Annotated in this window: 15 protein-coding genes; 7 read left to right on the top strand and 8 right to left on the bottom strand. The window is 62.4% G+C overall.

The annotated features are described in order from the left end of the window. Positions 1–12 precede the first annotated feature (12 nt). Both CHEJ32_RS25760 and CHEJ32_RS25755 read right to left on the bottom strand, forming a co-directional pair. Positions 13–1,323 (bottom strand): NAD(P)/FAD-dependent oxidoreductase, encoded by a 1,311-nt coding sequence (locus tag CHEJ32_RS25760; RefSeq protein ID WP_051469850.1) that lies wholly within the window; start codon positions 1,321–1,323, stop codon positions 13–15. Between the two features lie 14 nt (positions 1,324–1,337). Further along, complete coding sequence (locus CHEJ32_RS25755) at positions 1,338–3,017, bottom strand: thiamine pyrophosphate-dependent enzyme (RefSeq protein ID WP_198023906.1); 1,680 nt, start codon at positions 3,015–3,017, stop codon at positions 1,338–1,340. A 204-nt stretch (positions 3,018–3,221) separates the two neighbouring features. On the opposite strand from CHEJ32_RS25755, the gene CHEJ32_RS25750 reads away from it, so the two are divergent. The 3 genes from CHEJ32_RS25750 to CHEJ32_RS25745 are packed head-to-tail and all read left to right on the top strand — an operon-like array spanning position 3,222 to position 3,927. Then, positions 3,222–3,560, top strand: coding sequence for a hypothetical protein (locus tag CHEJ32_RS25750; RefSeq protein WP_051469849.1), 339 nt, complete (start codon positions 3,222–3,224; stop codon positions 3,558–3,560). Between the two features lie 32 nt (positions 3,561–3,592). After that, positions 3,593–3,751: a hypothetical protein gene (locus CHEJ32_RS27265; protein ID WP_156936776.1), complete on the top strand. Its 159-nt coding sequence runs from the start codon at positions 3,593–3,595 to the stop codon at positions 3,749–3,751. Next, a complete protein-coding gene (locus CHEJ32_RS25745) occupies positions 3,748–3,927 on the top strand; it encodes a hypothetical protein (protein WP_034658984.1) in 180 nt (59 codons plus the stop codon). The genes CHEJ32_RS27265 and CHEJ32_RS25745 overlap by 4 nt, the downstream gene beginning before the upstream one ends. 5 nt (positions 3,928–3,932) lie before the next feature. Here the strand turns inward: CHEJ32_RS25745 and CHEJ32_RS0122260 are convergent, their stop codons facing one another. Next, the gene (locus CHEJ32_RS0122260; protein WP_028035755.1) at positions 3,933–5,267 is read right to left on the bottom strand and encodes a UbiD family decarboxylase; all 1,335 of its coding nucleotides are present in this window, start codon (positions 5,265–5,267) and stop codon (positions 3,933–3,935) included. 194 nt (positions 5,268–5,461) lie between these two features. Here CHEJ32_RS0122260 and CHEJ32_RS0122255 point away from each other — a divergent pair, with 194 nt between their 5' ends. Next, positions 5,462–6,850 carry an aldehyde dehydrogenase family protein gene (locus tag CHEJ32_RS0122255; RefSeq protein WP_028035754.1) on the top strand — a complete coding sequence of 463 codons (1,389 nt, stop codon included), beginning with the start codon at positions 5,462–5,464 and terminating at the stop codon, positions 6,848–6,850. A gap of 98 nt (positions 6,851–6,948) precedes the next feature. Here CHEJ32_RS0122255 and CHEJ32_RS0122250 read toward each other — a convergent pair whose 3' ends face one another. Both CHEJ32_RS0122250 and CHEJ32_RS0122245 read right to left on the bottom strand, forming a co-directional pair. Next, positions 6,949–7,323 carry a Rid family hydrolase gene (locus CHEJ32_RS0122250; protein WP_028035753.1) on the bottom strand — a complete coding sequence of 125 codons (375 nt, stop codon included), beginning with the start codon at positions 7,321–7,323 and terminating at the stop codon, positions 6,949–6,951. Positions 7,324–7,467: 144 nt separating this feature from the next. Then, positions 7,468–8,535, bottom strand: coding sequence for an AraC family transcriptional regulator (locus CHEJ32_RS0122245; protein ID WP_028035752.1), 1,068 nt, complete (start codon positions 8,533–8,535; stop codon positions 7,468–7,470). Positions 8,536–8,784: 249 nt separating this feature from the next. Between CHEJ32_RS0122245 and CHEJ32_RS0122240 the strand changes: the two genes are divergently transcribed. After that, the gene (locus tag CHEJ32_RS0122240; RefSeq protein WP_028035751.1) at positions 8,785–10,398 is read left to right on the top strand and encodes an ABC transporter substrate-binding protein; all 1,614 of its coding nucleotides are present in this window, start codon (positions 8,785–8,787) and stop codon (positions 10,396–10,398) included. Positions 10,399–10,596: 198 nt separating this feature from the next. On the opposite strand, the gene CHEJ32_RS0122235 is transcribed toward CHEJ32_RS0122240, so the two are convergent. Together CHEJ32_RS0122235 and CHEJ32_RS27505 are read right to left on the bottom strand one after the other, a co-directional pair. Then, on the bottom strand, positions 10,597–11,550 hold the full coding sequence (locus CHEJ32_RS0122235; protein ID WP_028035750.1) for an AraC family transcriptional regulator: 954 nt from the start codon (positions 11,548–11,550) through the stop codon (positions 10,597–10,599). Positions 11,551–11,796: 246 nt separating this feature from the next. Next, positions 11,797–11,964, bottom strand: a complete 168-nt coding sequence (locus CHEJ32_RS27505; protein WP_198023905.1) for a hypothetical protein — start codon at positions 11,962–11,964, stop codon at positions 11,797–11,799. Here CHEJ32_RS27505 and CHEJ32_RS25740 point away from each other — a divergent pair. Both CHEJ32_RS25740 and CHEJ32_RS0122220 read left to right on the top strand, forming a co-directional pair. Then, the gene (locus CHEJ32_RS25740; RefSeq protein WP_051469848.1) at positions 11,963–12,733 is read left to right on the top strand and encodes an alpha/beta fold hydrolase; all 771 of its coding nucleotides are present in this window, start codon (positions 11,963–11,965) and stop codon (positions 12,731–12,733) included. The two genes, CHEJ32_RS27505 and CHEJ32_RS25740, sit on opposite strands and share 2 nt — an antisense overlap. Before the next feature lie 20 nt (positions 12,734–12,753). After that, positions 12,754–13,695 carry a homocysteine S-methyltransferase family protein gene (locus CHEJ32_RS0122220; protein WP_028035748.1) on the top strand — a complete coding sequence of 314 codons (942 nt, stop codon included), beginning with the start codon at positions 12,754–12,756 and terminating at the stop codon, positions 13,693–13,695. 148 nt (positions 13,696–13,843) lie between these two features. Here CHEJ32_RS0122220 and CHEJ32_RS27500 read toward each other — a convergent pair. Beyond that, positions 13,844–14,134: hypothetical protein (locus CHEJ32_RS27500; protein ID WP_034658278.1), on the bottom strand; the 291-nt coding region annotated here is incomplete at its 5' end.

Genomic DNA, 14,134 nt, shown 5'->3' with positions numbered 1-14,134 from the left:
CCTCTTTGGTGCTCATGCCCAGTCACGCGCGATTGCCTGCGCGACCGCCATGCCGCTCGACACCGCGCCGGTTACCAACGCCTGCGCGAGATAATCGCCGCAATAATAGACCCGCCGTGGCTGGGAAGCCTGCCGGTCCAGAAAGGCGCGCAGCTTGCGCGCATAACCGGGATAGAAGATCGGCAGCTTGCGGGCGATACGCTGGTTATAGCTGTCGGCGCGATTGGTTTCGAAAGCCGGCAAGAGATCCTTGACCTGCTCGGCGACCGGGCCGTCAAACCCGAGCGGATTGGCCGAAGCCAAGGCTTCGCGTTCTGCCTCGGGCGTCAATTGCGCATAGATCTGCGCGGGGCGGCCGGGCCGCGCAGGCACCTGCTGATAAGTGGAGAGCGGCCCCTTTGTGTCGCGCGTGAAGAACCGCATCGCCGGCGCGATATCCGAGCCGAGCGCGTAATGCACGATGCCCAGCGAATTGTAACGCACGCCCTCGAAAAACGCCCTGTCTTCCGCCTCAAGTCCGTGCACCAGGCCGCGGACGAGGCTGCCTTCCACCGCGGCGACGACGAGATCCGGCTCCTCCGTCACCTGCCGGCCTTGCGCGAGATAGGTGACGCGCGGCTTGCCTTCGCCCGTTTCGATCGCCGTCACCGGGCAATTCAGGCGCACGTCGAGCAAGGCTGCAAGCGCCTGCGGCATCTCGCCCATGCCCTTCCTAAAACCATAGACCGTATCCTGGCCGATGAGATGGGGCGTGGTCGACATGAAGAAGGCGGCCGAGATTTCCTCCGGATTCCAGCTTCTGGTTCCCCGGAAGGTGGGCTCTACCATCCGCTCGAGCACGCGCGGTCCCAGCACGCGGGCAATGAAGCTGGCAAGCGTCTCGTCATCGTACTCGACCGCTGAAGTCAGGTCATCGGGGTTGGTACGCGTGCGCAGCGCAAGAAGCCGCGCGCCAAAAGCAATGAACCGCGCCCGTTCCGCAAGGGACAGGCCCGGTGTGAGAAGGCTTTGCACGCCCGGCATCAGTTCGATGCGCCAGTTCTCGCCGCCCTGCCCGCAATCGGCTCCGAGCTTACGGATCGGGACCAGCGAAGGTTGAAGTCCGAGCTCGCGCACCAGCCCTATAGTCGGCTTGCTGAACGGATAGAGCAGCCGAGCGCCGTAAGCGAACTGGATATCGCGAATCCTCCCCTCGCCCATGCGCCCGCCGAACCGGCCCTGCTCCTCCAGAACAGTGACGCGATGTCCCTGCTGCTGCAGGCGATAGGCGGCGGTGAGCCCGGAAATGCCTGAACCGACGACGATGATGGCCTTGGATTGCATTCTCGGACTTCTCGTCATGCCGGGCGAAGCGCTTCTGGCGGTACGCGCAGATCGATTACGGCGGGCCGTCCCGCGTCAAGGCTTGCGCGGAGCGCCGGCAGAAACGCTCCCGTTTCCTCCACCACATGCCCATCCGCGCCGAGCGCACGCGCGTAATCGGCAAAATTCACCGGCGAAAGCTCCGTACCCACCGCACGGCCGAACATACGCTTCTGACTGGCATTGATCGCCCCGAACATCGCATTGTTCACCACGATGGTGACGATCGGCAGATTATGGAGCACCGCAGTAGCGAGTTCCTCGCCATGCATCATGAAACAGCCATCGCCGGCAAGAGCCACCACGACACGTTCCGGCTGGGTCACCTTCACGCCTATGGCTGCAGGAAGGCCGTAGCCCATCGCTCCGCTTTTCGGTCCCATCTGCGTGCCGAACCGACGATGCCCGAAATAACGCTGCGGCCAGAGCGCATAGGAGCCCGCTCCAACTGTCACGATTGCATCATCGGGCAATTCCGCGCGCAGAATGGCACAGATCTCCTTGAGATCCACCGGCCCCGGACAGGTACCGCTTTTCGCGAAAGCTTCGCGGATCGCGCGCAATTCGGCACGGAATACCTCCCATTCCGCCCGCGGTCGGAGCCCGCTCGAAGCCAGCGCCCGCACCACCGCCGAAGGCGTGGCACAGACCGAAAGACTCGCCTGATAGGCGCGGTTCAACTCTTCCGCCGCAGGATGCACATGAATGAGCACCTGTTTCGGCACCGGCACGTCGAGCAGCGAAAATCCTTCGAAGGCAGAGCCACCGAATGTGTTGATCTCGCCGAGCTTCATACCCAACACGAACACAAGATCCGCCCGGCGAACGGCCTCCTGCAAGCCACGGTCGGCCGCAATGCCCAGTTCGCCGACATAAGAAGGATGGTCGTTGTCCATCATGTCACGGCGGCGATAGGCGGTCGCGACGGGAAGATGCAAGCTTGCTGCAAGAGCCGCGAGATCGGCGGCGGCCTTTTCGTCCCAGTCACTGCCACCGACGATTGTCAGGGGTCGTTCCGCCTTCGAAAGCAAGTGGGTGATGCGCTTCAGATCGGCCCGGCCGATCTCCTGCATAGGCTTTTCCGGACACGGCAGAACAGCGATATCGCCCACCTCCTGCGCCCAGACATTCTCGCGCACGACGAGCACGACCGGTCCCGGCCGGCCCGAGATCGCCATATGCCATGCACGCGCGAAATATTCCGGTAGCCGCCGCGCTTCCGTTACCTCTGCCACCCATTTGGAGACTGGCGCAAAGAGCGCGGGAAGGTCACTGCCAAGAAGAGGGTCGCGGTCCGAGATTCCGCCGCCCGCCTGCCCGATGATCATGATCATCGGGGCTGCATCCGTCTGCGCGGTGTGTAGCGCAAGCGTGGCGTTGAGCGCTCCGGGTGCCCGCGCGGCGAGGCAGATACCTGGCGTACCCTTCAGCCGCCCCGAGGCCTGCGCCATATAAGCCATGCCGCCTTCATGCCGGCAGGTAACGAGATCGATGCCCGGGGCCGCCTGACCGTCGAGCGCATCAAGAAGCTCCAGAATTCCTTCACCCGGTACATGAAAGACCGGCCCGGCATTCCAGGCCGAGATCAGGCCCGCAAGAACCTCCGCCCCCGATTGACCGGCGTTCGCCTCCGACGCCTGGATGCCACTGCTCAACGCTCGCCTCCCGAGCCTGACGCTCTCTACCAGCGTGGTCTTTAAAAGCCTGCGCGGCCGTTCTCAACCGGCTCCTCCCGTGCTGCCCGGACTTTCGGCTGAAATAGAAAAAACGATGTCGACGTCAGACAATGCACCCATGGTGCTCTTTTCCCGGTCTGAGCACATTGCCGATACGGCTTGCCGCAAGGGAGTTTCACGAGGATGGCCATAGCCAGTGCCAGCTTGCCCAAGATGGGCGTGATCATGCTCAACACTGCCTTTCCCCGGCCGGTGGGCGATATCGGCAATGCGGCAACGTTCCGTGGCAACGTCGTCTACGAGGTGGTGGAGGCCGCAACAGTTTCCCGCGTGATGGGCGGCAGGGGCCAGGACGAGACGCTCGCCGGCGGCTTCCTCGCCGCGCGCGACAGGCTTATCGAACAGGGGGCGCAGATCGTCACCACGTCATGTGGCGTCCTGGTCTTCTATCAGGACGATCTGGCGAAAGGCTGCGGGACGCCGATCGTCGCTTCCAGCCTGTTTCAGGTGGCCGCCGCCTGAAGGAATTCGCGGGTCCTGTCGGCATCCTGGCTATGGATTCGCGCAGCCTCACGCCGGCCCATCTTGAGGCCGCCGGCTGCCCGCCGGATTCGCCTGTTGCAGGCATGGAGAACGGCACGGAACTCCATCGCGTGCTGAAGCGAACAGCCCGGCAGTCCCACTCGATCCCGAACACGCCAAGCAAGACGTGATCGCCGCCGCGCGGCATATCCTTGAGGAAGCTCCGCAGACTGCTGCCTTCGTGATGGAATGCACCAATCTGCCGCCCTATCGCGCGGCGCTTGAACAGGCGCTCGGCTTTCCGGTCTTCGACATCCTCACCTGGCTCGAGGAAATCTGGCGCGACGAACAGGTTCGCCGCACTTAACGCTCCTATCCCTGCGCGACATAATCGGCGAGCCGGATATCCTTCTCGCCCGGAACCGTCTTGCGCGCGAATTCAGCCTCGCGGCCCCAGGGCATCGTGGCGTCGATGGCGAGCCTTCCCCAATGGTCCTTGTGCGCGTCACGATAGAAGCCGGGAATGTCGTTGAGGATCATCGCGCGCGTGTCAGCCCTCCCGCGCGTCAGATACGCCCACATCACGTCGTCGAGATTGTAGATGTCGACATCTTCGTCCACCGCAATGACAACCTTGTTGTAATCGAGATAGGAGCCCATTGCCGCGAGCAGCGCATGCTTGCCCTGCCCCTCATAATGACGCCGGAGCTTGATGATCGTGATCATCACATTGGGCTTGCAGCTGACATCGATGACGCCCGGCACCTGCGCCGACACATGGCGGAAGATGCGCGCCGCAGTCACGGCCTCCAGCGGACGCAGATCCTCCGGCGAGCCGCACAGCAGACCGTGCAGCACCGCTCCCGGGCGCCAGCTTACATGCGTCACCTCGAAGACATGATTGTCGCCCACCTCGACGTAATTGCCCATGAATTCGCCGAAAGGTCCTTCCGGCCGCTTCACATTGGGCAGGAATCGGCCTTCAACCACGATATCGGCGGAGGCGGGTACGTCGAGGTCGATGGTCTTGCACGGCCGCATCTTCATGGGCGCGCCGTCGATCAACGCCGCCATAGCAAGCTCGTTGGCGTTATAAGGCAGCGACGCGCAGGCCGCCATGAAGATCGAGGGCGGCGCGCTAAGGATGAGAGCTGCCTCTAGCGCCTCGCCGCGTTCCTCTGCCTTCTTTTGGTATTTTGCCAGATCGTGCGAGGAGCCCAGCCGCACGCGCAATTCATTGTCGCTCACATACATCGAGCGATGGAAGGAGAGATTGGGCACGCCGGTATCCGGCTCCTTGGCGAGGAAGATCGCGGAGGTAAAATAAGGGCCGGCATCGCGCTCGTGATAGGTGATGCCAGGGAGGCCGCTCAGCCTGCCGCTGACGAATTCGCCCGTTTCGGGCGCTGCGGCGGGCGACATGATCTCGCGCTCATTGGCCACCAGGCAAGCATCGGTGAGTTCTATCCAGCGCTCGCAAAAAGTCTTGTCGCCGGCATTGATGATGCGCTCCAGCCGCTGGTGGCTCCCGAACAGGTTCGACACCACGGGCATATCGCTGCCTTTCACCTTCTTGAACAGAACCGCCTGGTCGCCCGCCGCCTGCACGGCCTTCACCACGGCCGCAAGCTCATGGCGCGGATCGACCTCGCGCTCCACCACCAGCAATTCGCCGCGCGCTTTCAGCGATTCTATGAAGTTCTGCATGATCTCGGCCCCTTTCCTTTACCCTCGATCTTATCCTCCCATGGTCCCCCACAAACCATGGGGATTTTCGGCGATGGAGAAATGTTTTTCGATTTCCGCAGATTTGCCGCGCTCCACCCTCCCCCGTGCTTGGATTTGCGGGAAATCCGTATGATCAGTCTCGGCATATTCACGAGGCAGACGAGGCGCACAAGATGACATGCACGATCCAGGTCCGAAATCCCCGCAACGGCAAGCTGGACTATGAAATCGTCACGCCCAGCCGTGAAGAGATGGAGGAGCGCTGTACGGCGCTGCGCGCGGGCCAGGAAAAGTGGCTGGAGATCGGCCTTCAGGGCCGCATCAAGGCAATGCTGGAATTCTGCGATGCCGTCGATCGCCACCGCGAGGCGATCATCGCCGCGCTCACCGAGGACACCGGCCGCTACGGCATGTCTGTCGCCGAACTCGAAGGTGTCATCGGCATCACCAAGATGCGCTGCGCCACCGCCGAAGCCGCCCTTGCGCCGGCCGCTGGAAACTCGTCCGATCCGAGCCTGCGCTTCCAGCAGCAATATGTGCCCCATCAGCTCGTCGGCATCATCTCGCCGTGGAACTATCCGCTGATCCTGTCGATGATCGATGCCATCACCGCCCTGCTCGCCGGCTGCGCCGTGGCGGTCAAGCCCAGCGAAGTGACGCCCCGCTTCATCGTGCCCTTTGAAAAGGCGATCAGGGAGGTGGAATATCTGCGCGACGTGCTCGCCTATTTCGCAGGCGACGGCGAGACGGGCGGCAACATTGTCGACCTCACCGATACGCTGGTCTTCACAGGAAGCGTGCCCACCGGCAAGCTGGTGCAGCAGCGCGCGGCTGCCCAGTTCAAGACCGCCTTTCTCGAACTCGGCGGCAACGACCCGGCTGTGGTGCTGAAGAGCGCGGATGCCGACACGGCGGCCGAGATCATCGTGCGCGGTTCGGTGGAAAATTCCGGCCAGCTCTGCTGCGCCATCGAGCGCGTCTATGTCGACCGCTCGAAATTCGAGGAGTTGCGAGACCGCATCGCCGAGCGCACCCGCGCTTTGACGCTGAACGATGGCGACATCAATGGCGATATCGGCCCCGTCATCTTCGAAAAGCAGGTGCGCATCCTGCGCGAACATCTCGAAGATGCCGTGACGAAGGGCGCCAAGATTGTGGTCGGCGGTGAGGTTGTCGAGCGCAATGGCGGGTACTGGTGCGAGCCGACCGTGCTGGTCGATGTCACCCATGATATGCGCATCATGAAGGAAGAAACCTTCGGCCCGATCATCCCGATCATGGCCTTCGACACCGAGGAAGAGGCGGTTAAGCTCGCCAATGATACCGAATTTGGCCTGAGCGCCGCAGTGATCGGCGACGAAGCCCGCGCCATCGAGATCGGCAGCCGGATCAATGCCGGCGGCCTCTGGATCAACGATTTCGACACGATGGGCGGCGTCGGCGACCGCGCGGAAAAGACCGCTTTCGGTGTGTCCGGCCTTGGCGGAACGCGCTATGGACCGGGAGGTTTCATGCGCTTCATGCGCAAGAAGGCGATCGTCGTCCGCAAGCTTCCGGCTTGAGTGCAACGATCCGGAGAGCTGCTGAAGCGGAGACTTCCCATTCGGACGAAAAAGGCCGGCGAATTCGCCGGCCTTTCTTCTGCAGGTGATGAAGCAGCTCAGGCCCTCGAGGCCGTGAGCTCGATTTCGACTTTCGCGCCCGGCGTCGGGATCTGACAGATCAGTAGCGTGTTTGTGGGGCGGATATCGCGGAATGTCTCGCCCAGCACCACCGCCACATCGCGCAGATAAGCGCCGTCGGTGATGAACACGCGCACCTGCACGGCATTGGCAAGCGTCATATCGGCCTTGGCCAGGGCTGAGGCGATGCTCGCCAGCGCATTGCGCGTCTGCGCGCCCACATCCTCCGGGATCGCGCCATCTTCATCCTGACCGAGCGTGCCTGAGACATAGACCCGGTCCCCATCGATCACCGCCTTCGCGTAACCGGCAAAGTCTTCGGATGGCGCGCCCGAGAAAATCCTGTTCTTCATCATATCCTTCCAGTTTTGGAACACGCGCCAACTATAGGTCGAAGCCGGAACCCGGCGTTTCGGATTTTTTTGCGCTTTGCGGCGGATAATTCCGGCAATCAGCCCGGGAAGCTGCGAACGCTCTGCAGGCCCCTCAAACCGGAGCTATTTTGCACTCCGCTTGCCGGTCACCTGAAGCCTGCGCACCGATTTCGGTAGGAAGCCGAAATGCCCCTTGAAGGCGGAGGTGAAGCTTGCCTGCCGCTCGTAGCCCACCGCGCGCGCCACATGGGAGATGGGCATCGACTCTTCCGCCAGCAGCTTCATTGCATGGTCCATGCGGAAGCGCAGCCGATAGCTGAAGATCGTGGTGCCGTAGAGCAGCTTGAAACCACTCTTGAGCTTGGTGGCGTTGGTTCCGAGCTCCTTTGCCAACTCCGGCAGGGTGAGCGCCCTATCCAGCTGCGTGGAGAGGAGCTCTCGCGCACGTTCGAACATCAGCAGGTCGCGCTGAGTGAACACCACCGACGGGTCGTCGACATTCTCACGGCTGCGCAACGCCGACACGATGAAATAAAGAAGCTCATGCAGCTTGGCCGCGGCGAGCACCAGATCGCGCTGTTCGGTGAAAGCGATTGCCCGGATCTCCCGCAGGCACCCGATGATCTCCGTCGTCAGCCTCTGCTCCAGAACCGTAATCGTTCCTGGCTGCGGATTGAGAAGCTTCTGGATATCGGCGATCTCGCCGCCATCGAGGCCAAAACTTTCCCGCAGCAGGTCGGGATCCACATAAATCCCGATCATGCTGGTCTGGCCGGGCGACAAATGAACGCTGTAACCCACGTCGACTGCGTTGCGGCAGGCGATCAGCGTTGCTTCGTCGAATTTCCGCTCGTCCCTGTCGGGCTTGGACAGGCTGAGCTCCACCGGACTGCTCATGACGATGTGGAACTCGACAAAGCCTTCGTCCACCACCCGCTCCACGCGGGCTTCGGCAAACTCGCATTCAGTGATGATGGCGAAGATTTCGTCGCGCACCGTGATGAAGCGCCAATACCCCTTGTCGTCGGGGCCCTGCAGGTCGACGCACGCATGAAAGATCTTCTGGCGTGCATCGGTCAACCGATCGCGGCCGGTGAGCCCCTCGGTCACCCGCCGGAACACGGAAGCGAGCGTTCTGCTCTCGTCTCCAAGTTCCTGCCTGAAGAGTCCTCTCTGTGCCTCGCCAGTCAACTGTATTTCCTTTCGCCGCACGAACCGGCACCCACTGAATTTCCCACGTTTGGCCCCAGACGCTTTCGGGGTCAACCACGCGGTACGAAGGTTTCCTATCCCTGCGAAAGGCAAGAAAAAGGCGGAAATCCAAAAAATAAAACCATCAGGGAAAATTGTGGGCGCTATGCAGCCTTGTTGCCCACCATCAATATCGGTTTCAAAGGAACCGGTTGTTCGGCATCCATAAAGAACCAGGGGAAGAATCGAATGCGTGAACCGTCCATTGCCGCCACGACCATCACCCGTCGCAACCTCCTGATACTGGGATCATCGACTGTTCTGGCGGGCATGTTTGCCCCTGGAGCCTCCTTCGCGCAGGATGCCAAGACGGTCGTCATGACCATCAATCCCGAACCCAATGCCATGTTGAGCGCCTTCAACACGGCCTCCCCCGTGACGGTGATCTCGAGCAAGATGACCGAGGGTCTTCTGGATTATGATTTCGAATTGAAGCCCCAGCCGGCGCTGGCGACCTCATGGGAAGTGGCACCCGATGGGCACACGATCACCTTCAAACTGCGCGACGGTGTGAAGTGGCACGACGGACAGCCCTTCTCTTCCGCCGATGTCGCCTATTCCATCATGGAGATCCTGAAGCAGCATCACCCGCGCGGCCGTGGCGTCTTCGCCAATGTAACCGCCGTGGAAACACCGGATGCGCTCACTGCCGTCTTGAAGCTGAGCGAGCCCTCTCCCGCCCTCATGTTTGCGCTTTCCGGCTGGGAATCGCCGATCCTGCCCAAGCATGTCTATGAAGGCACGGACGTGCTCAAGAATCCCGCCAACAACGCGCCCATCGGCACCGGCCCCTACAAGTTCGTGCAGTGGGAGCGCGGCAGCCACATCATCCTGGAAAGGAACCCCGATTATTGGGAAGCGGGCAAACCGGTGATCGACCGCCTGATCGTCCGCATCTATGCCGATTCGAGTGCCCGCGTCGCGGCTTTCGAGGCCGGTGAACTGCATCTGGGCGGCGACGGCCCGATCCCTCTCAACGAGGTGAAGCGCTTCCAGGAAGACCCCAATTTCAAGGTCGAAACGCGTGGCATCGAGATGAACAACAGCCTCGATGTGTTGGAACTGAACCTGCGCAACGAGCATCTGGCGAAGATCGAGGTGCGCAAGGCGCTGATGCACGCCATCGACCGCGAGGCGATGAAGAAAACGGTCTGGTACGATCTAGCGGAAGTCCTCACGGGGCCGCTTCCGCAGACGCTGCCGCATTTTTACAGCGCCGACGTGCCGGCCTATCCCTACGACCCCGCGAAGGCGGAAGCCCTGCTGGACGAAGCGGGTTTCGCCAAGGGCGGGGACGGAATGCGCTTCAAGCTCCGCTTGATCTGGCCTGCCATGGGCGACACCTATGACCGCGCCGGTCAGTTCCTGCGCCAGCAATTGCGCAAGGTCGGCGTCGATCTCGAATTGCAGGCAGCCGACGTGCCGACCTTCATCCGGCAGGTTTATGGCGAGTACAATTTCGATATCTCGATGTTCCCGGCCTCGGTGACGGCCGATCCCTCGATCGGATCGCAGCGCTTCTACCACTCGGCCGCGATCGCGCAAGGAACGCCCTTCGTCAACGCTTCCAACTACCAGAACCCGGAAATGGACGAGGTCTTGGACAAGGCTGCCAGCGAGCCTGCCGAGGATAAACGCGCCGAGTTGTTCAAGCGCTTTCAGCAGATCGCCATGGAGGATCTGCCGATCCTGCCGCTCGCCCGGCCGATCTATGTCACAGTCGCGAGCGCCAAGCTCGACAACTTCGTGACCGGCCCTGAAGGTGTGCGAGGCCGCTACGCCTCGCTGACACTGGCCGATTGACAGAGATTTGCCTCGATGCAGCCCGCCCTGTGGGCTGCATCGAGCCTGCTCGGCCCGCGCGCCTTCAGAATGGGCGCCGGCGTGGCTCCTGGAGATCGCGAAGGCAATCCCCCTGTTTTCGTCATGACTGGACAGGGCGTTGGGCCATCACTCGGACAATGAAGCAGCCGCTGCACGGACGATGATGCGACTGCCTCACTAATGCGCCTGCCTGCGCCAAGTCGCCGGCGGAACGCCAAATTCCCGCTTGAAGGCGCGGATAAAAGCTGCCTCGGCTTGATATCCCACCTCATAGGCGATCTGCGCAACTGGCTGGCGGCCATCGCGGAGCTTCTCTTTCGCCACCTGCAACCGCCAGAACGTGACGTAACGCATGGGCGGCATCCCGACGAGTGCCGCAAAGCGCTCGGCAAAGGCCGAGCGGGACATCGCGACCTCCTTTGCCAGGGCTTCGGCAGTCCAAGGATGGTCGAACTTCCCATGTAGGAGGCTCAGCGCGCGTCCGACGCAGGGGTCACGGACGCCGGCAAGCCACCCTCTTCGTTCGTCCGGGAGCGATTCGGCGTAACGGCGGACAGCCTCTACGAACATCAATTCGGAAAGCTTGCGCATCACGGTTGCAGTCGCGATCTTTCCGTCCCGCAGGCCGCCAATGGCGAAACGGAGCGAGGATTCGATCCAGTCGGCCGAGCCTGCCTGGGTCATGTCCACCTTCAGGATGGGCGGCAAGGTGGCGAGAAGCGGGTTTCCTTGCTGATCGCTGCCGAGAAAGCCGCAGACGATATGCGTATGTTCCCCGCCGCCGCCATGGACGATCCGTGCGAGCCCACCCGGGCCCGAAGCTTGAATGAGATCGTGGGCATAGATCGGCTTGCGGCTGATGGAGCTGCCCAAAAAATGGAGATCGTTGCGCGGCAGAAGCACGATCTCTCCCGCGCGCACCTCGACCGCACGCTTCTCATCGGTCGAGACCAGCATCCGGCCTTCCACCACATAGTGGTAGCCGATGACCTGGAGCGGGGTGGCCAGGTATGGCCGGCAGTCTTCGGGATCGATCCTCGACGCGATGCACCAGGGCGCGGTGAAGTGGGCGTCGAGAAACACGCCGCCAGTCAGTCTCACGGCCTGTAGCAGGTCTGAAAGTGCGTCCATTTCTGTCTCAGGCTCCGGTCACTCGGTCAATCGATCCGGCGGTCCGGTCATTCACGCCCTTCGGTCGGCGCTTTACCTTAGCGCCCTGGCAGAGGTGAGCGGGACGCTCCCAACCTCTGCCGGATCGACCGCCCGGCGGCCATCCCAGAACCCATTCTATCACTGGAGGAGATCGTGAGCACCATGATGATGTGCGGTCACGCTGCTGCGCGTGCCGCCAGAGGATCAAATGTCTTCCGCCCCGCCTCAGCGATGCTGCGGCGTTTGACGGCTCCACTCGCGCAGCTGCTGTCGGTCCGACGGTCGGAGCGTGCCCTCGCCCTTCTGGACGAGCGCATGTTGCGCGATATCGGGCTGCGGTGCGTAGGGCCTCGCTATCTCACATGCCCCGAGCGCGATGGAGGCCACTGACATGGCGTTTCGTTCCAAGACTGTCACGCTGGCTTCGGGTATCGATCTTCACTACGTCGAATCCGGTGATCGATCTGGTGTGCCGCTGTTGTTGCTACACGGCTACACCGACTCCTGGCGCTCCTTCCAGCTGCTGCTGGAGGCACTGCCTGCAGGTCTGCGGGTGCTCGCCGTCTCGCAGCGCGGCCATGGCGATTCCGACAAGCCTCGCTCAGGCTACGACACGGGCGTGCTCGCTGCGGATATCGCCGCCTTCATGGACGCGATCGGCATAGGTTCCGCAGTGATCGCCGGGCACTCCATGGGAAGCCAGGTTGCACTGCGCTTTGCCATCGACCATCCGCAGCGCACGCGCGGCCTCGTCCTGCTCGGTGCTTTCACGACGCTGAAGGGCAATCCCGAAGTCGAGGCGCTCTGGTACCAGGGCGTCGCTACACTCAATGATCCGGTGGATCCCGCATTCGTGCGGGAGTTTCAACAAAGCACGCTCGCAAGGCCCGTGCCGCCGGAGTTCTTTGCGTCGGTCCTGGCGGAAAGCCTGAAAGTCCCAGCCTATGTGTGGCGATCGGCGTTGCGGGGCCAAATGGAGGGCGATGTCAGCCCGGTAGTCGCGGCGATTTCTGCACCCACGCTGGTTCTGTGGGGGGACAGGGACGGCATCGCCGCACGCAGCCAGCAGGAGGCGATCGCATCCGCGATCCCCGGAGCCCGGATGATTACCTATGCGGGATCGCCGCACCGGGCAGCCGCCTGGTCGCCTAGAGATCAATAGAACGAACCGGAGATACAACAATGACGAAGTATCGCAGCCGACTGCCACAGCTCGATGGCGGGTTGTTCCTCACCGATGGCGGCATCGAGACGACGCTGATCTTTCACGACGGATTTAATCTGCCCTATTTCGCTGCCTTCGACCTGCTGCGTGAACCGCACGGCCGAGCGGCACTCCGCAACTACTATGTGCGCTATGTGCAGATCGCGAAGCGCGAGGGCGTCGGCTTCATCCTGGAGAGCCCGACCTGGCGGGCGAGCGCCGATTGGGGACAGAAGCTCGGTTATTCAGCCGAGACGCTCGCCGAGGCAAATCGCGACGCGATCGCCTTGATGCGAGAACTTCACCAGGAGTTCGCAACGCCGCAGGTGCCCATGGTCGTCAGCGGTTGCGTCGGCCCACGCGGCGACGGCTACGATCCCGGCCAAGTGATGAATCCAGCCGAAGCCGAGGACTACCACGCTGCACAGATCCGAAGCTTCGATGAAGCCGGCGCGGATATGGTGACGGCGATCACCATGACCAACGCGCATGAGGCGGTCGGCATCGCGCGCGCAGCGCAGAAATGCGGCCTGCCCGTAGCGATTTCCTTCACGCTCGAAACAGACGGCCGCTTGCCGACCGGTCAAACCCTGAAGGACGCGATCGTGGAGGTCGACGGCCGAACAGGCGACACGCCCGCATATTACATGATCAATTGCGCCCATCCGACCCATTTCGGCGGCGTGCTCACGGGCTCCTGGGCGGCGCGCGTGCGCGGCCTGCGTGCCAATGCATCGAAGCGCAGCCATCAGGAACTCAACGAGGCGCCCGATCTCGACGACGGCAATCCGGTAGAGCTCGGCGCCCAATACCGCGACCTGCTGCAGCGCCAACCCCAGATCAATGTGCTCGGCGGCTGCTGCGGTACCGACCATCGTCACGTCGAGCAGATCGGATATGCATGCAAGATGGTGGCTTAGATCGCGCTCTACAGCATCGGCCCGAAAACCGGAATCGGTTTTCGGACATGCGGCTGCCCGCTTCATTGGCGCGCGCGCGATGGGCGGGGCCGGACCGCAGCCAAACTCTGCCCCGCCGCGTGTTGTTGGGCGGCGGGGAGAGAGGCGGTCAGAATTTCCCGACGATGTTCAGGAAGACGCCTTCGTCGTCGAGGGTTAGGTCGCGCAAGTCGTCGGAGAAGCGGCCGAAATTGTAGCCGACGCCGACCTTGAAATTGTTGCCGACATGGCGGTAGAGCGCGGCGAGCGCGCCATAGTCGGTGGTCTCGGCCTCCGGCATGTGCAGGACGCGGCCTTCCAGGAGCAGGTCCCAGCTCTTGATCAGGTGCAGGTCGGCGCGCAGGATGCCCAGATGCGCCGAGGAGGTCTGCCATTCCTCGGCGAAGGCGGAGCCGGTGCC

The organism is Chelativorans sp. J32, from assembly GCF_000518985.1.
Taxonomy (GTDB): domain Bacteria; phylum Pseudomonadota; class Alphaproteobacteria; order Rhizobiales; family Rhizobiaceae; genus Chelativorans.
This window is presented reverse-complemented; position numbering and strand designations above follow the sequence as displayed.